The organism is Cellulosimicrobium sp. KWT-B (assembly GCF_002127155.1).
GTDB lineage: Bacteria > Actinomycetota > Actinomycetes > Actinomycetales > Cellulomonadaceae > Cellulosimicrobium > Cellulosimicrobium funkei.
On record NZ_NEDO01000001.1, the window covers coordinates 767,355 to 782,524 of the forward strand.

Annotated in this window: 17 protein-coding genes and 3 tRNA genes; 8 read left to right on the forward strand and 12 right to left on the reverse strand. The window is 75.3% G+C overall.

Annotation, left to right across the window (positions count from 1 at the left end; translation table 11 throughout):
* Positions 1-51: 51 nt before the first annotated feature.
* A complete protein-coding gene (locus B9L22_RS03295; RefSeq protein ID WP_086149190.1) occupies positions 52-1,656 on the reverse strand; it encodes a mechanosensitive ion channel domain-containing protein in 1,605 nt (534 codons plus the stop codon).
* Positions 1,657-1,685: 29 nt separating this feature from the next.
* Positions 1,686-2,408 carry an antibiotic biosynthesis monooxygenase gene (locus B9L22_RS03300; protein WP_086149191.1) on the reverse strand — a complete coding sequence of 241 codons (723 nt, stop codon included), beginning with the start codon at positions 2,406-2,408 and terminating at the stop codon, positions 1,686-1,688.
* A 124-nt stretch (positions 2,409-2,532) separates the two neighbouring features.
* On the opposite strand from B9L22_RS03300, the gene B9L22_RS03305 reads away from it, so the two are divergent.
* The 3 genes from B9L22_RS03305 (at position 2,533) to B9L22_RS03315 (ending at position 6,080) form a co-directional block, all read left to right on the forward strand.
* A complete protein-coding gene (locus B9L22_RS03305; protein WP_086149192.1) occupies positions 2,533-2,949 on the forward strand; it encodes a hypothetical protein in 417 nt (138 codons plus the stop codon).
* Positions 2,950-3,011: 62 nt separating this feature from the next.
* The gene (locus B9L22_RS03310; protein ID WP_158097137.1) at positions 3,012-4,283 is read left to right on the forward strand and encodes a threonine/serine exporter ThrE family protein; all 1,272 of its coding nucleotides are present in this window, start codon (positions 3,012-3,014) and stop codon (positions 4,281-4,283) included.
* A gap of 348 nt (positions 4,284-4,631) precedes the next feature.
* On the forward strand, positions 4,632-6,080 hold the full coding sequence (locus B9L22_RS03315) for a D-alanyl-D-alanine carboxypeptidase family protein (RefSeq protein WP_086149194.1): 1,449 nt from the start codon (positions 4,632-4,634) through the stop codon (positions 6,078-6,080).
* Positions 6,081-6,171: 91 nt separating this feature from the next.
* Here the strand turns inward: B9L22_RS03315 and B9L22_RS03320 are convergent, their stop codons facing one another.
* From B9L22_RS03320 to B9L22_RS03360, 9 genes are all read right to left on the reverse strand, one after another.
* Positions 6,172-7,041: a prenyltransferase gene (locus B9L22_RS03320; RefSeq protein ID WP_086149195.1), complete on the reverse strand. Its 870-nt coding sequence runs from the start codon at positions 7,039-7,041 to the stop codon at positions 6,172-6,174.
* A complete protein-coding gene (locus tag B9L22_RS03325; protein ID WP_086149196.1) occupies positions 7,038-7,382 on the reverse strand; it encodes a lycopene cyclase domain-containing protein in 345 nt (114 codons plus the stop codon). The genes B9L22_RS03320 and B9L22_RS03325 overlap by 4 nt, the downstream gene beginning before the upstream one ends.
* A complete protein-coding gene (locus B9L22_RS03330; protein WP_031317163.1) occupies positions 7,379-7,717 on the reverse strand; it encodes a lycopene cyclase domain-containing protein in 339 nt (112 codons plus the stop codon). Before B9L22_RS03330 ends, B9L22_RS03325 begins: the two co-directional genes overlap by 4 nt.
* Positions 7,714-9,384 (reverse strand): phytoene desaturase family protein, encoded by a 1,671-nt coding sequence (gene crtI, locus B9L22_RS03335; protein ID WP_086149197.1) that lies wholly within the window; start codon positions 9,382-9,384, stop codon positions 7,714-7,716. Before crtI ends, B9L22_RS03330 begins: the two co-directional genes overlap by 4 nt.
* Positions 9,381-10,295 carry a squalene/phytoene synthase family protein gene (locus B9L22_RS03340; RefSeq protein ID WP_086149198.1) on the reverse strand — a complete coding sequence of 305 codons (915 nt, stop codon included), beginning with the start codon at positions 10,293-10,295 and terminating at the stop codon, positions 9,381-9,383. Before B9L22_RS03340 ends, crtI begins: the two co-directional genes overlap by 4 nt.
* Positions 10,296-10,383: 88 nt before the next feature.
* Entirely contained in the window at positions 10,384-11,391 is a 1,008-nt protein-coding gene (galE, locus tag B9L22_RS03345) for a UDP-glucose 4-epimerase GalE (RefSeq protein ID WP_086149199.1), read from the reverse strand.
* An 88-nt stretch (positions 11,392-11,479) separates the two neighbouring features.
* Positions 11,480-12,406 carry a cation diffusion facilitator family transporter gene (locus tag B9L22_RS03350; protein WP_086149200.1) on the reverse strand — a complete coding sequence of 309 codons (927 nt, stop codon included), beginning with the start codon at positions 12,404-12,406 and terminating at the stop codon, positions 11,480-11,482.
* Between the two features lie 92 nt (positions 12,407-12,498).
* The gene (locus B9L22_RS03355; protein ID WP_198947188.1) at positions 12,499-12,816 is read right to left on the reverse strand and encodes a metalloregulator ArsR/SmtB family transcription factor; all 318 of its coding nucleotides are present in this window, start codon (positions 12,814-12,816) and stop codon (positions 12,499-12,501) included.
* 40 nt (positions 12,817-12,856) lie between these two features.
* Complete coding sequence (locus B9L22_RS03360) at positions 12,857-13,201, reverse strand: metallopeptidase family protein (protein WP_031315606.1); 345 nt, start codon at positions 13,199-13,201, stop codon at positions 12,857-12,859.
* Between the two features lie 90 nt (positions 13,202-13,291).
* Here B9L22_RS03360 and B9L22_RS03365 point away from each other — a divergent pair.
* The 5 genes from B9L22_RS03365 to B9L22_RS03385 all read left to right on the forward strand — a co-directional run bounded on the left by B9L22_RS03365 (position 13,292) and on the right by B9L22_RS03385 (position 14,623).
* Positions 13,292-13,364: transfer RNA gene (locus B9L22_RS03365), tRNA-Glu, on the forward strand.
* Positions 13,365-13,526: 162 nt separating this feature from the next.
* Positions 13,527-13,600 (forward strand) — tRNA-Asp (locus tag B9L22_RS03370).
* Between the two features lie 50 nt (positions 13,601-13,650).
* Positions 13,651-13,723 (forward strand) — tRNA-Phe (locus B9L22_RS03375).
* Between the two features lie 172 nt (positions 13,724-13,895).
* Entirely contained in the window at positions 13,896-14,318 is a 423-nt protein-coding gene (locus tag B9L22_RS03380) for a phage holin family protein (RefSeq protein ID WP_021481597.1), read from the forward strand.
* Positions 14,315-14,623, forward strand: coding sequence for a DUF3618 domain-containing protein (locus tag B9L22_RS03385; protein ID WP_021481598.1), 309 nt, complete (start codon positions 14,315-14,317; stop codon positions 14,621-14,623). Before B9L22_RS03380 ends, B9L22_RS03385 begins: the two co-directional genes overlap by 4 nt.
* A 279-nt stretch (positions 14,624-14,902) precedes the next feature.
* Here B9L22_RS03385 and B9L22_RS03390 read toward each other — a convergent pair whose 3' ends face one another.
* Complete coding sequence (locus B9L22_RS03390) at positions 14,903-15,115, reverse strand: BldC family transcriptional regulator (RefSeq protein ID WP_021482113.1); 213 nt, start codon at positions 15,113-15,115, stop codon at positions 14,903-14,905.
* Between the last annotated feature and the right edge of the window lie 55 nt (positions 15,116-15,170).

Below are 15,170 nucleotides of genomic sequence, written 5' to 3' on the forward strand. Positions count from 1 at the left end.
CCCCCGCCGTCGAGCACGGGGTCCGCGACCGCGCGGCGGCCGATCCGGTCGTCAACCGCGTGCTCGACCGTCGCCGGTCCCGTGGTCGGGGGTCTCGTCCGGCACCGTCTCGTGCTCGGCGGTGCGCTCGCGCTCCTCGATGACGTCCTGGCCGGGCCCGGCGAAGGCCCGCGAGCGCTCCTCGCCCTCGGGCGTCCCGCTGAAGAAGGCGGACTCCGCGGCCTCGGGCAGGTCGTCGTCGTGCCCGACGGCGGGCAGCGGCCGGGTGCTGCCCGGCGCCTCGGCGTCGTCGACGCCCCCGTCCGCCGCGGACGGCCCGGTGCGGCCGGGACGACCTGCGCCGTCGACCGGGCCCGGCACCACCCCGACGAGCCGCGTCGGGTCCTCGCTCGGCGCGGCGCCCGCGCCCCGGCCCGCGCGCCGGATCGTGCCGAGGACGACGGGCGCGTCGGCACGGCGCGCACCTCGCTCGGCGGGGAGCCGGGGCGGCCGCGCCGGGGCGACGGGACCGCCGTCGTCCGTGGCGTCGCGGGCGGCACCACCGGGCGCGTCGGACCCGTCCGGCGCGCCGAGCCCGTCGCGCTCGTCCGGCCCGTCGAGGTCGAGGGCGTCCACCGCGCGCTCGAGCCGCGTGCGTGGCAGGCCCTGGGGCGCGGCGCGCTGCAACCAGTCGACAAGGCCCTCGCGCACGAAGCACCGCAGGTCGAACAGCGTCGGGGCGTCGTGCGCGCTGACGAGCGCGCGCACGCGCACGAGGCCCCCGACGGCGTCGGTCACCTGGAGGATGCCGACGCGCTCGTCCCACAGGTCCGTGAGCCCGAGCAGCCGCCGCAGCTCGGCGCGCATGGGGCCGACCGGCACCTCGAAGTCGAGGTCGAGCTCGACCGTGCCCAGCAGGTCGGCCGCGCGCCGTGTCCAGTTCTGGAACGGCGTCGTCGTGAAGTAGGTCGACGGCATGATGAGCCGGCGGTCGTCCCACAGGTGCACGACGACGTACGTCATCGTGATCTCCTCGATGCGCCCCCACTCGCCCTCGAGCACCACGACGTCGTCGACGCGGATCGCGTCGGTGAACGCGATCTGCATGCCCGCGAAGACGTTGGCGAGCGACGTCTGCGCCGCGAGCCCCGCGACGATCGAGATGAGGCCGGCCGACGCGAGCAGGCTCGCCCCCGCCGCGCGCGCGGCGGGGAACGTCAGCAGGATGCCCGCGACCGCGCACACGACGATCACCGCGACGGTGAGCCGACGCAGCACGGTGATCTGCGTCCGGACGCGGCGCGCGTGCCGGTTGTCCGCGGTGTCCATGCGGTAGCGCTGGAGCGCGGAGTCCTCGAGCACGAACGCGATCGCGCCCACCCACCACGCCCCGACCACGATGAGCGCGATGAGCAGCAGGTGCTCGACGGCGGGCCGCCACGGTGTCCCGGCGTCGGTGGTGACGCGCACCGCGATCCAGACGGCGACGACGGTGAGGACCGCGCGGTCCGGCCGCCGGAGCCGTCGCGACAGGTCCCGCGCCAGCTCGCTGCGCCGCCCGGCCCGCCGCACGACGGCGGAGATCACCGTCCCCAGCACGAACGCCAGGACCACGCCCGCCGCGACCGCACCGAGGGTGAGCAGGACGTCGGTCGTGTTCTCGAGCTCGGTGTCCATCCCCCCAGGCTAGGCAGGGTGCGAGACCGTCACCTCCGGGCCGCGCGACGGACGCGGGGCGCCCGGGACCGCGGGGGGCGGGCCAGCCACGGGGCGAGCACCTGCGTCACGCGCGGCAGCACGAGGTAGGTCATGACGGGCGTGAGGACGAGCGTCGTGGCGAGCACGCGCGGGACGACCGGCACCGCGTCCCACGCCGGGACCAGGCTCCCGACGAGCACGGTGAACGCGAGGTTCACCGGGAAGAACCCGAGCCAGATGCTCACGGACTGCTTCCAACGGGGCGGCGCCGCGGCGACCGACGCGCCCGACGACGCGCCCGACGGTGCGGGAGACGCCGGGGTATCGAACCAGCCCTCGATGCCCGTGCGGCGCTCGACCCGCGTCTCCTCGACGAGGTCCCGCCCCCGCGCGAGCCAGCCCACCCGGTCGGGCGAGGTCTCCCACGCGTCGAGCGTCGCGGCGTCCGCGAACCGGTAGAGCATGTGCCAGTCGTGCGACCCCGCGGACGCGCGCACCCAGCCGGAGCCGAGGAAGCCTGGGTAGCGGTTGGCGAGGTTGACCCCGTCCTGCACCCAGCGCGTGACGGCGGGGACGTTCTCGGGCCGGACGCGGCGCTCGATCGCGACGGTCACGGGACCGGCGCCGGTGCGGGCCGGGCCGGAGCGGGGTCGGGCGGTCGGGCTCGGGAGCGGGGCGCGGGCGGGGTCGCCGCCGGTCCGCCGCGCGTCCCCGGGGACGTCGTGGGTCATGGGACGAGTGAACGCGGCGGGTGTTTCCGGGTCGTGAACGCGCGCGGGCGCGGGACGGATCGTCCCGCGGGTCGGGACGCGGGCCGACGCGCGCGGCGGCCGGGCCGGGCCTACCGTGGCAGGCATGATCTCGTGGGAGCTCGCGCTCGCCCTGCGCGACGCGGGCGTGCGGTGGTCCCCCGCCTCGGGCGACCGCTTCCGCCTCCTCACCACCGGCGCCGACGGCGACGTCTTCACCGTGAGCGACATGACCATCGAGCCGCACGAGTTCGACACCGGCGTCGTGCTCGGCTTCAACGGCACGACGGAGTGGGCGCTCGACTCCGTCGCGCTCGAGGACGCGCTGTGGCACCCGCTGGAGGGCCAGCTCCGCGAGCTGCTCGGCGGCACGTTCCGCACGCTCGAACGGACCCCCGACGGGTACGTCGTGCGCACCGAGGTCCTCGGCGAGGCGGCCGAGCACCGCGCCCCCGATGCGGCCGACGCCTACGCGCACGCCCTGCTCGCGCTCGTCGCCGTGAGCACGGAGGGCCCGCCCTGACCCGCCGCCGGCACGCGACCTGGCTCGACGACGTCCGGCGCGCCCCGGGCGTCGTGCGCCGGGTGCTGCGCGCGCTGGGCGACGAGCCGCCCCTCGCCGTCGAGCCCGAGCCGCCCGAGGTCTCGCCCGACCTCGTGCCTCTCCTGCGCGAGCTCGGGACGGCGCTCCTCGACTCCGGCCGCTCGGTCACCGACGTCGAGGACGACCTCGAGGCGGTCGCCCGGCGGTCGGGCGCCTCGACCGTCGGCACCCTCGTCCTGCCGACGGGCGTCTTCGTCCGGGTGAGCACCGAGAGCGGCGCGGTCGCGGACTTCTCGGCCGCCGAGGCGAGCGGTCTCAACCTCGACCAGATCGGGGCGCTCATGACGCTCGTGCGCCGCCTGCGCACGTCGGACGTCCCGCTCGCCGACGCGCGGGCGCAGCTGCGCGCGATCGTCGCCCGCCCGCCCCGGTTCGGGGCCGCGCTGACCGTCGTCGGGCACGGGCTGCTCACCGTCGGGTTCGGGCTCGTGCTCAACCCGACGGGCCCGCTCCTGCCCGTCTACCTCGCCCTCGGGCTGCTCGTCGGCGCGCTGCGCTGGCTCGGCACGCGCTGGCCGACGCTCGCGACCGCCCTGCCCGTCGTCGCGGCGTTCGTCGTCACGCTCCTCGCCGTGGACGTGGTGCACCCGTGGCTGGGCGACGACCCGCTGAGCGTGCTCGTCCCGCCGCTCGTGTCGTTCCTGCCCGGGTCGGTGCTCACCGTCGCGGCGATCGAGCTGACGAGCAACCAGATCGTCGCGGGGGCGAGCCGGCTCGTCTACGGCGTCGCGCAGCTCCTGCTCCTCGTGTTCGGCGTCGTCGCCGGCGCCGCCGTCGGGGGCCCGCTCGTCGCGGCGCCGCAGGGCGAGCACCTCGGGTGGTGGGCGCCGTGGGTCGGGATCCTCGCCGTCGGGCTGGGGCAGATGCTCTTCGCGTCGTCCCCGCGCGGGTCGCTCCCGTGGGTCCTGGTCGTGCTGCTCGGCGCCTACGCGGCCCAGCTCCTGGGGTCGCTCGCCGCGGCGCCCCTCGCCGGGTTCTTCGGGGCGCTCGCCATCGCCCCGCTCGCCGCGCTCGTCGAGCGCTCGCGGCACGGGCCGCCGGCGGCCGTCACGACGCTGCCCGCGTTCTGGCTCCTCGTGCCCGGCGCCCTGAGCCTCCTGGGACTCTCCGACCTCGTGAACGGGGGCCCGGAGGCCGCGCAGGAGATCGCGAACGCGGTCGTCGCCGTGTTCGGGATCGCGCTCGGGACGCTCGTCGGCTCGGCGGTCACGCGCGACGCAGGACGCGTGACACGTACCCTCTTCACGTCCTGAGCACACGGTCCCCACGCCATTCCCGGGGGTTCCCCTCGTGAGCCCACCCCTCTGGACGTCCGTCTAGTTGAAGATGGAACAGCCGACAGGCCTCCGCGGTCCACCCCGAGACCGTGCCTGTCGGCGTCGTGGTGAGAGGGCGCGCTCGCGTCCCGCCCGACCGCACGCCGTCGTGGTCACCCCGCGCTCCCCTGCGCAGGTGCCCAGGGACCGGAGCGCGCCGCGCTCGACCGCCCGCGACCACGACCCGATGATCGGATCGTCCGCTTGACCACTGCACAGCACCTCACGTCCACCCCGACCGGCACCACCGGCGCGTACCCCGCCGTCCGCGGCGAGGCGCGCTAGATGGGCCGCCACACCGCGCGCCGGGCCTCGTTCCCCGCCGCCCTCGTCTCCGCCGCCCGCCGTGGCACGCACGGGACCGGCTCTGCCGCGCCCCGGCGCCGCCGCACGCTCGGGACCGGCGCCGCCGTCGCGGCCGTCGCGCTCACCGCGAGCACCGCCGCGGCCGCCTTCGCCGACGGCGCGGCGCCGTCCGCCACGACCGACGCGACCGAGGCGGCGCCCGCCGGCACGCCGACCTCCGGAGCCGCGACCGCCCCCGTGTCCCTCGGGACGGTCGCCGCCCCGGCGACGGCCGACCCGGCGACCGTCGACGCCGCGGGCGACGTGCTCGTCCGGGCCCAGTTCCTCACCGGGGAGGGCGCCGCGGCGCTCACGCCCGAGCAGGTCGCCCAGATCGAGGACGCGCGCACGCGCCTCAGCGAGGCCGTGTCCGAGGCGTCCCCGTCCGAGGACGCCACCACGCTCCTCGGCTCCCCCGCGGAGTCGGTGCTCGCGAGCCCGGACGACGGCGCCCCGGCGACCACCGAGGAGCCCGCGACCGACGACACGCTCACCGCCGCCGAGACGCTCGGCGCGAGCGTGCCCGCGCTCGACGGCCGCGCCGACGACCGTGCGAGCCGGTCCTCGGCCCGCACGCCGCTCGACGAGCTCGAGGCCGCGGTCCCCACGCTCGGCACTGCGACGCCGGACCTGGCCACGACGCCCGACGACGACGCGCCCGGGACGGACGCCGCGGCGCCGTCAGCCGACGCCGACGCGGCGACCGAGTCGCCCGAGGAGGACGCGGCGGCCGCGGACACCGCGACCGACGCGCCCGACCTCACCACCGGCACGGCGGACGCGACCACCGACGCCCCGGCCGCCGACGCCGAGGCACCGGCGGACCCGGTGGCTCCCGCCGGCACGGAGGAGATCGCCGCGCTGACCGCGGAGCTCACGACCCTGCTCGACGCCGCCGGCTCGGGCGTGACCGTCCAGGTCGTGCCCGGACCGCCGTCGGCCGAGGAGGTCGCCGCCCAGCTCGACCAGTGGGCCACGTCCACCGCGGGCTACGGCAACGGGCAGATCCCGGCGAGCGCGCTGTGCGAGCTGTCGTTCGCGCCCGGCGAGCAGCTCCGCTGCGACGCCGCCCACCAGATCGAGGCCCTCAACGAGAAGTACCGCGAGGCGTTCGGCGCGAACCTGTCCGTGACGGACTCGTACCGCTCGTACGCGTCCCAGGTCGCCGTGAAGGCGTCCCGCGGCTACTTCGCGGCGCCGCCCGGCATGTCGAACCACGGCTGGGCCCTCGCGCTCGACCTCGGCGGCGGCATCCAGAGCTACGGCACCGCGCAGTACGAGTGGATGCGCGCCAACGCGCCGGCCTACGGGTGGGAGAACCCCGAGTGGGCCCGCGCCGGCGGCTCGAAGAACGAGCCCTGGCACTGGGAGTACGGCGACATCTCCTGACGAGCCGCTCCCCCACGACGACGGCCCCGGCACCGCGACGACCTCGCGGGACCGGGGCCGTCGTCGTCCGTGCCCGGCGACGCGGGGCGCGTCAGGTGAGGGCGTCCGCGAGGAGCAGCATCGTCACGAGGAACCCGGTGACGAGGTTGAGCCACAGGAACGCCCGCCACCCCGCGTTGGCGCGCTCGCAGTCGTCGTCGCGCACGTCGCGGAACCGCAGCACGTTGACGGCGTACGGCAGCGGGAGCAGCGCGGCGAGGACGCCGGGCCACGGGAGCACCGCGAGCACGACGGCCGCCCCCACGTACGCCGCCGCCGCGGCGAGCACGGTCGCGTGCGCGCCGATCGCCGTCGCGACGGACGCGATGCCGCCCTCGCGGTCCGCGCGCACGTCCTGCACCGCGCCGAACGCGTGCGAGGCCATGCCCCAGAGCACGAAGCCGACGAGCACGGGCCAGACGGAGCGCGCGGAGAGGTCCGCGTCGACGAGCACGAGCGCGTACAGCAGCGGCCCGGCGAAGTGCATCGCGGAGGTGAACGAGTCGAGGAACGGGCGCTCCTTGAACCGCAGCCGGGGCGCCGAGTACGCGACGACGCCGAACACCACGAGCGCGAGGACCGCGCCCGCGAGCGGGTCGCCGAGGAGCAGGAGCGCGACGAGGAACGGCACGTTGGTCGCGACGCACGCGCGCAGGATGCGCCGGTGCGTGACGCGCGCGGTCGCCGGGTCCGCCAGCGCGCCCTCGATGCCGCCCTTGCGCGGGTTCCGCAGGTCGCTCGCGTAGTCGAAGACGTCGTTCACGCCGTACATGAGCAGGTTGTACGGCACGAGGAAGTACAGCGTCCCGACCACGAGCGCGAGGTCGACGCGCCCGCCGGTCGCCACGAGGTACCCCGCGGCGAAGGGGTACGCGGTGTTGATCCAGGAGAAGGGCCGCGACGCGGCGAGGACGTCCTTCACCGGTCGTCCTCCGTGGCACGCGCGCGCCCGGACCCGCGGCCCGCGGTGCGGTCGCGACCGCGGGCGCCGAGCACCGTCCACAGCACCGGCATCCCGAGTGCGGCGGCGAGCGCGTACGCGAAGTCCTCGAGCGGCGCCCCCCACAGGTAGACGCCGAGGATCTTGTCCGGGTGGTAGACGTACAGGTCGGCGGCGATCATCAGCGTGTCGAACACGAGGGTGAGCACGCACATCACGACGGCCGTCCACACGAGCGGCCCGGGTCGCAGCCGGCGCAGCACGCGCCACGACACCGCGACGAGCACCGCGAGGACGATGACGTTGAGCACGATGTTCGTCACGCGTCGTCCTCCCCGGCGCGGCGGGCCGCGAGCACGCGCTCGGCGCCCCGCCAGACGAGCAGCGCGTTGTAGCACAGGAGCGTCAAGAACACCGCCTCCTCGACGGGGAGGTCGGGCGCGAGCAGCAGCCCGGTCATCCAGGGGCTCTCCCCGCGCGCGAAGATCCCGAGCGCGAGGCCCGCGACGTCCCACGCGAGGAACCCGACGACGCCGAGCCCGACCGTGAGCGCGGCCCGCCGCGGGTCGGACCAGAACGCGAGCCGGAACCGGCGGTCGAGCACGGCGAGGCCGCCGAGCGAGACCGCGAGCGCACCGAGGTAGGCGAGGCCCGTCACCGGCGGACCGCCACCGGCCGGTCCGCCGGCCGGAGCCGTTCGGGCCGGCGGCTCGCGGCGAGGAAGCCCTCCCGCAGCGGCTCGGGCAGCGGGCGCGCGGACGTCTCGCCGAGCAGCCGCTTGGCGACGAGCTCGGCGCTGATCAGGCACATCGGCAGTCCCACGCCCGGGATCGTGCCACCTCCGGCGTGGTAGAGCCCGTCGACACGGCGGGACGCGTTGCCCGGGCGCCACAGCGCGGACTGCCGCAGGGTGTGCTCCATACCGAGCGCGCCGCCGCGCCATGCCGAGAGCTCGGTCGCGAAGTGCGCCGGCCCGAGCACGCGTCGCGTGACGACGCGCCCCGGGAGGTCCTCGACCCCCGCCCAGCGCCCCACCTGGGCGAGGTAGCGGTCGGCCAGCCCTTCGAGCGTGCGCTGCGACGGCTCGTCGCCGCCGAGCGTCGGGTCGGCGGGGAACGGCACGAGGAGGAACAGGTTCTCGTGGCCGGGCGGCGCCGCGGGGGCGGCCGACGTCGGCCCGTCGGTCGCGCTCGTGCGCGACACGTACAGCGACGCCGGCTCCGGCACGCGCAGGCCGCGGGGGTCGCTGCGCCGGTCCGGGCCGAGCACCGCGTCGAAGTTGGCGGGCCAGTCCCGCGTGAAGAACAGCGAGTGGTGCGCGAGCTCGGGCAGCTCGCCGCGGACGCCCGCGAGCACGAGCAGCGCCGAGATGCCGGGGCCCTTGTCCTCCCACGCTGCGGCGGGGAGGTCGGCCCAGCGCGGCTCGAGGAGCGTCGTCTCCGTGTGGTGCCGGTCGGCGGCCGACACGACGACGTCCGCCTCGACGAGCTCGCCCGACGCGAGACGCACGCCGGCGACCCGCCCGCGGCGACCGCCGCCGGGCACGACCTCGATCCCGGCGACGTCCGCGCCGGTGCGCACCTCGGCGCCCGCGTCGCGCGCGAGCCGCTCGACGGCCTCGATGAGCGTGTACATGCCCCCGCGGGGGTACTGGACGCCGTCGACGAGGTCGAGGTGGCTCATGAGCGAGTAGAGCGCGGGCGCGCGGTAGGGGGACGACCCGAGGAACACGGCGTGGTACCCGAGGAGCTGCTGGAGCCGCGGGTCGTCCACGGCGCGCGCGGCGCGGTCGGCGAGCGACTCGCGCAGGAGCCCGGCCAGGCGCGGCAGCCGGCGCAGCACCGCGGGCGACAGCGCCCGGTCGGGGCGCTCGAACGTCGTGTAGAGGAAGTGGTCGAGCGCGAGCCCGTACGCCTCGCTCGCGTCCTCGGCGTACGCGGCGATCCGGCCCCCGGCCCCGGGCTCGATCGCGTCGAGCCGCGACCGGTTGACCCCGGGGTTGCCGGACAGCTCGAACGTCGACGCCGTACCGTCCGCACCCGGCTCGAAGAACACCCGGTACGCCGGGTCGAGCGGGACGAGGTCGAGGTGGTCCTCGACGCGCGCGCCGAGCAGCCCGAAGAAGTGCTCGAACACCTCGGGCATGAAGTACCAGGACGGGCCGGTGTCGAAGCGGAAGCCGTCCACCTCGAGCGTGCCCGCGCGACCGCCCACCTCGTCGTGCCGCTCGAGCAGGGTGACGCGGGCGCCGCCGCGCGCGAGCAGGGCGGCGGTGGCGAGCCCGGCGATCCCCCCTCCGACGACGACGACGCGCGGAGCCCTCACGCGAGCACCTTCCGCGGGCGCGGGGACCGGGCGGACGCCACCTGGCCGAGGAGCTGGCCGCCGGCGGCGCGCGCCGCGAGCGCGACCTTCATCGTGTCCGGGATGCGCACGCGCGCACGCAGGATGTCCTCCGGCGGCGTCGCGGCGAGCCTCGCCAGGAGCCGCTCGTAGACGGCGACGGTCGCGGCCACGGCGATGCGCGGGCGCACCGGGAGCCCGGGGAGCGCGGCCCGGGCGGCGGCGAGGTCGCCCTCCACCTCGCGGCAGAACGCCTCGACGTCCCGGCGGCGCAGTCGGCCGGGGACGACGCCGGGCAGGTAGGCGCGCCCGAGCTCGTCGTGGTCGGTGCGCAGGTCGCGCAGGAAGTTGATCTTCTGGAACGCCGCGCCGAGCGCGCGGGCGCCCCGGACCAGCACCGGGTCCGGGACGTGCAGCGGCTCTCCCGGGCGGCGCCGCGCGTTGAGGAACACCGCGAGGCACATGAGGCCGACGACCTCCGCCGAGCCGTACACGTACCGCTCGTAGCTCTCGCGGTCGTGCACGCGGACCGTGAGGTCGGTGCGCATCGAGGCGAAGAACGGGTCGACCTCGTCGTGCCCGAAGCCGCAGCGGTGCGCGGCGCGGGCGAACGAGTGGACGACGAGGTTCGTCGACCAGCCCCGGTCGAGCGCCCGCGCCGTCTCCGCCTCGAGCTCGTCGAGGAGGTCTGCCGCGCCGTCGCCGCGGCGCGTGTCCACGACCTCGTCGGCGATCCGCACGAGCCCGTACACCGCGTCGATCCCGTCGCGGGTCGGCGCGTCGAGCAGGCGTGCGCCCAGCCCGAACGAGGTCGAGTACGCCGCCAGCACGACCCGGCTCGTGCGTGCGGCGGTCAGGTCGTACAGCCGTGCCGGGTCGCTCTCGTCGCCCACGTCGTCGTCCCGCCTTCCGTCGCCGGGGCACCTCCCCGGTCAATCCTCAGCATGCTGAGGGATGTAGGGTCGCACGGGACGCCGGATTTCACACCTCGGAGGGGGCCTCGCGCGTCGTGTCGATGCGGCGGGGCCCGGCCTGCCAGGCCTCCCACGCCGACGCGATGATCTCCGGCAGGCCGTTCGTGGCGCGCCAGCCGAAGAGCTCGTTGATGCGGCGGGGGTTCCCGACCAGCTGCGGCGGGTCCCCCGCGCGGCGCGGCAGGACCTCGGGCGTGACGTCGAGCCCGCTCACGCGCCCGATCTCGTCGATGACCTCGCGCACCGAGGAGCCCTCGCCCGTCCCGACGTTGAAGACGTCGAACGGACGCTCGTCCACGTCGAGGTACTCGAGCGCGGCGAGGTGGGCCTGCGCGAGGTCGAGGACGTGGATGTAGTCCCGGATGCACGTGCCGTCCGGCGTCGGGTAGTCGTCCCCGAAGATCTTGGGCCGCTCACCGCGCTCGAGGCGGTCGAGGACCATGGGCACGAGGTTGAGCACCGCCGGGTCGCCCAGGTCCGGCCAGCCCGCACCGGCGACGTTGAAGTAGCGCAGGGCGACGAACCGCAGCCCCCACGCGCGGCTCGCGGCCCGGCCGAGCCACTCCCCGACCAGCTTCGTCTCGCCGTAGGGGTTGATCGGCTCGGCGTGCAGCTTCTCCTCGACCAGGGACACCGACGGCATGCCGTACGTCGCCGCCGACGACGAGAAGACGAGGCGGTCGACGCCGGCCGCCTGCATCGCGGTGACGAGGTTCGTGAAGCCCCCGACGTTCTGCTGGTAGTACCAGGCCGGCTTCTCGACCGACTCCCCCACCTGCTTGCGCGCCGCGAAGTGGACGACCGCGCGCACGTCGTGCTCGGTCATGGCGCGCGTGAGCACGTCCACGGCCTCGGGCGACGCGACGTCGACCTCGACGAGCACCGCGTCGCCGACCCGGTCCGCGCGGCCGGTGCTCAGGTCGTCGACGACGACCACCTTCTCGCCGCGCTCCTGGAGGAGGCGCACCACGTGCGCCCCGATGTACCCGGCTCCGCCGGTCACGAGGATCGTCATGGCACCACCCTAGTGCGCGCGCCCCGGCCGCTGACGGCCCGTCCTCAGGGCGTCCGGGCCGCACGCCGGAGCGAGGCCCGACGCCCCCTCAGGCGTGGCCGTGCGCCTCGCGGTCGCGCAGGGCCGCCGTCTCGAGCTGGAAGGTCGAGTGCTCGACGGAGACCGGGAAGTGGTGGGCGACGCACGTGCGCACGCGCTCGACGATCTCCAGCGCGTGGCCGTCCCGGAAGCACGCGTCGTCCACGACGACGTGCGCCGAGATGGTCGGGAGCCCCGTCGCGACGGTGGAGGCGTGCAGGTCGTGGACGTCCTCGACGTGGTCGAGCGAGAGGATGTGCCGCCGGACGTCGTCGAGGTCCAGACCTTCGGGCGTGAACTCCATGAGGACGGCCGTCGCCTCGCGCAGGAGGCGGAACGCGCGCGGCACGATGAGGACGGCGATGAGCAGGCCGGCGATCGCGTCGGCCCGCTGGTAGCCCGTCGTGGTGATCACGACGGCGGCCACGATGACCCCGACGGAGCCCAGCGCGTCGTTGACCACCTCGAGGAACGCGGCCCGCAGGTTGAGGTTGGCGCGCCGCCCGGACGCGAGGACCGCGATGGCGACGAGGTTCCCTACGAGGCCGACGATCCCGAACACGAGCAGCTCGGAGGAGGGCACCTCGGGCGGCTCGAGCAGGCGCCGGACGCCCTCGACGGCGGCGTACGCGCCGACGGCGAGGAGCAGCGCCGCCTGCGCGAGGGCCGCGAGCACCTCGACACGTCGGAAGCCCCACGTGCGGTGCTTGGTCGCCGGGCGCAGGGCGAGCGACGCCGCGACCAGCGCGACGGCCAGCCCGACCGCGTCGGTGAGCATGTGCGCCGTGTCCGTGAGGAGCGCCAGGCTCCCCGTGAGCACCGCGCCGACGGCCTGGGCCGCGAGGATCGTCGCGGTGATGCCGAACGCGACGGCGAGCCGTCTGCGGTGGTCGGGCGCGTCGAGGCCACCTGCGCCGTGGTCGTGACCCGCTCCCATCGATCCTCCATTCATCGGTGTGCACCGATGATATCGACGGACACCGATGTTTTCTAGGCGGAGTGCGCCGTGACACGCGTCACGCGCAGGGGTCAGGGGGCGAGGGCGACGTGCTCCGCGTCGGCAAGGAGGTGCGCGACCTCCGGCCGCACGAGGCGGTACCAGGACGACCGGCCCTCCCGCCGCACCGCGACGACCCCCACCTCGCGCAGCGTGGTGAGGTGCTCCGAGACGGTCGACTGGGCCAGCCCGAGCTCGCGCGTGAGGTCGACGACGCGGCGCTCCGAGCCCGTGAGCAGGTGCACGATCGCGAGGCGGCGCGGCTCGGCGAGCGCGTGGAGCAGGCGCGCGACCGCCTCGTGGTCGTGCGCGCCGTCGTGCCGGGGGTCGGTCGCGGCGCTCGTCGTCACCCGCCGATCCTAGCGATCGGCGCGCCCGGACCGCCCGGGCTCAGCCCCAGCCGAGCTCGTGCAGCCGGTCGTCGTCGATGCCGAAGTGGTGCGCGATCTCGTGGACGACGGTCACCGCCACCTCCTCGACCACGTCCTCGCGCGTCTCGCAGATGGCCAGCGTCGGGTTCCGGAAGATCGTGATGCGGTCAGGCAGCGCGCCCGCCGCCCACATGTGGTCGCGCTCCGTGAGCGGCACCCCCTCGTAGAGCCCGAGGAGCTCGGGGTCGTCGTCGGGCGCGTCGTCCTCGACGAGCACCACGACGTTGTCCATCTGCGCCGCCAGGTCCTCGGGGACGAGGTCCAGCCCGTCGCGCACGGCGTCCTCGAAATCGGCCCGCGTCATCTCCACCACCCGCCCATCCTCCCCCGCGCGGGCGGCGCATCCGACGAGGAGCCCCCGGCGGCGCCGCTGTACACTGGCCGACGTTCCTGAGCCCCCATCGTCTAGCGGCCTAGGACCCCGCCCTTTCACGGCGGTAGCACGGGTTCGAATCCCGTTGGGGGTACGCGAGATCGCGTCGGGACCGGTGGTCACCGGCGGATTTACGGATCGGCTCACCGGTACGGTACGATCCTCTCGGTTCGAATGCGGGCCACCACACCGCCAGGTCCACTGGTGAAATCGCCGGGTTCCCTGGTGTTAGGGTGTGTCTCGCACAGAACAGCAAGGCCCTGTAGCGCAGTTGGTTAGCGCGCCGCCCTGTCACGGCGGAGGTCGCGGGTTCAAGTCCCGTCAGGGTCGCGTGAGGCGAAGAGCCCGGTCGGCATCGGCCGGCCGGGCTCTTCCCCCATGGCTCTGTAGCTCAGTTGGTAGAGCGTTCGACTGAAAATCGAAAGGTCACCGGATCGACGCCGGTCGGAGCCACCGAGAGACCCCCGCCCGGGATTCCGGACGGGGGTCTTCTGCGTCCCGGGCCCGCGCGGCGTCCCTCGCGCGACCCTCCTCCCCCCGGGCACCGCGCGCACCCCCGGGGAAGTTGCGCGCCGACCCCGGTGCCGGTTGAGTGGTGGGGGATCACCTGCGGAAAGGCTGAGAGATGAGCGACTGGATCGACGGGCGCATCCCGCCCGAGGAGCAGAAGCCGACGGTCGGACAGCTCGTGGAGCGCTTGTCCGAGCAGGCGACCCGGCTCGTCCGCTCGGAGATCGCCCTCGCGAAGGCCGAGCTCACGACGAAGGCGAAGCACGCCGGCATCGGCATCGGCCTGCTCGTCGTCGGCGGCGTGCTCGTGCTGTACGGCTTGGGCTTCCTGCTGCACTCCGCCATGGAGGGACTCGCGACCGCCATGCCGCTGTGGCTCGCGGCGCTGATCGTCGGCGGCGTCCTCGTGCTGGTCGCCGGTACGCTCGCGTTCGTCGGCGTCAAGCAGCTCCAGCGGGGCGTGCCGCCGACGCCGACCGGTGCGGTCGAGAGCATCAAGGAAGACGTCGCGACCATCAAGGAAGGACTGCGCCCGTGAGCGGAACCGGCGAGACCCCCGACCCCCAGCTCTCCCCGTCCCAGCTCGAGGACGAGATCGCGCGCACCCGCAAGGAGCTCGCGGGGACGATCGACGAGCTCACGACGCGGCTCGACCCGCGCGTCCAGGCCAAGGCCGCCGCGCAGCAGGCGAAGCAGGCGGCGAGCGACACCGGGGCGTTCCTCTCCGGCAACGGGCTGCCCGAGGAGGACCCGGACCGGTCCCGCAACGTCAAGCTGCTGCTGGGCGCCGCCGTGGTCGGCGTCGCGCTGGTGGCCGCGGCGATCCTCCGTCGCCGCTCGTAGCGACCCCGTCGACGAACGCCGTCGACCCCGCGCCGGTGCTCCACCGGACCCGGGGTCGGCGGCGTTCCGGCGTGCGGGAGGGTTCGACGACGCGCGGGGCGTCCGGCACGCGGGGAGGGTTCGGGGACGCGGGGCGTCCGGCGTGCGGGAGCGTGGCACGCGCGCAGAGCTGGGTGGCAAGGTCGGTGCCGACCGAGGACGCGCGTCGAGCCGGCGCCCGTTCGGGTACGTGCCGCCACGTCGGCGTGCCGTGAGCCGTGGGCGGGGCGCGACCCCGGGTCAGGACTTGTCGGTGCCGTCCGCGGGCTCGCTCGCGGCGCCGAGCAGGGCCCGGACCTCGGACTCGCGGTAGCGCCGGTGGCCACCGAGGGTGCGGATCGACGACAGCTTGCCCGCCTTCGCCCAGCGGGTGACGGTCTTGGGGTCGACGCGGAAAAGGCTGGCGACCTCGGCGGGCGTGAGCAGAACCTCGGACTCCCCGTGCATGGACATCACGACACCTCCTCCTGGTACGCGCTGGTCCGGCAGATACCCCGGATCACGACGA

Bases quoted from the DNA above. Each gene is read 5' to 3' on its own strand.
- B9L22_RS03295 (WP_086149190.1), bottom strand. From the start codon at position 1,656: ATGGACACCGAGCTCGAGAACACGACCGACGTCCTGCTCACCCTCGGT.
- B9L22_RS03300 (WP_086149191.1), bottom strand. From the start codon at position 2,408: ATGACCCACGACGTCCCCGGGGACGCGCGGCGGACCGGCGGCGACCCC.
- B9L22_RS03305 (WP_086149192.1), top strand. From the start codon at position 2,533: ATGATCTCGTGGGAGCTCGCGCTCGCCCTGCGCGACGCGGGCGTGCGG.
- B9L22_RS03315 (WP_086149194.1), top strand. From the start codon at position 4,632: ATGGGCCGCCACACCGCGCGCCGGGCCTCGTTCCCCGCCGCCCTCGTC.
- galE (WP_086149199.1), bottom strand. From the start codon at position 11,391: ATGACGATCCTCGTGACCGGCGGAGCCGGGTACATCGGGGCGCACGTG.
- B9L22_RS03350 (WP_086149200.1), bottom strand. From the start codon at position 12,406: ATGGGAGCGGGTCACGACCACGGCGCAGGTGGCCTCGACGCGCCCGAC.
- B9L22_RS03360 (WP_031315606.1), bottom strand. From the start codon at position 13,201: ATGACGCGGGCCGATTTCGAGGACGCCGTGCGCGACGGGCTGGACCTC.
- B9L22_RS03380 (WP_021481597.1), top strand. From the start codon at position 13,896: ATGAGCGACTGGATCGACGGGCGCATCCCGCCCGAGGAGCAGAAGCCG.
- B9L22_RS03390 (WP_021482113.1), bottom strand. From the start codon at position 15,115: ATGTCCATGCACGGGGAGTCCGAGGTTCTGCTCACGCCCGCCGAGGTC.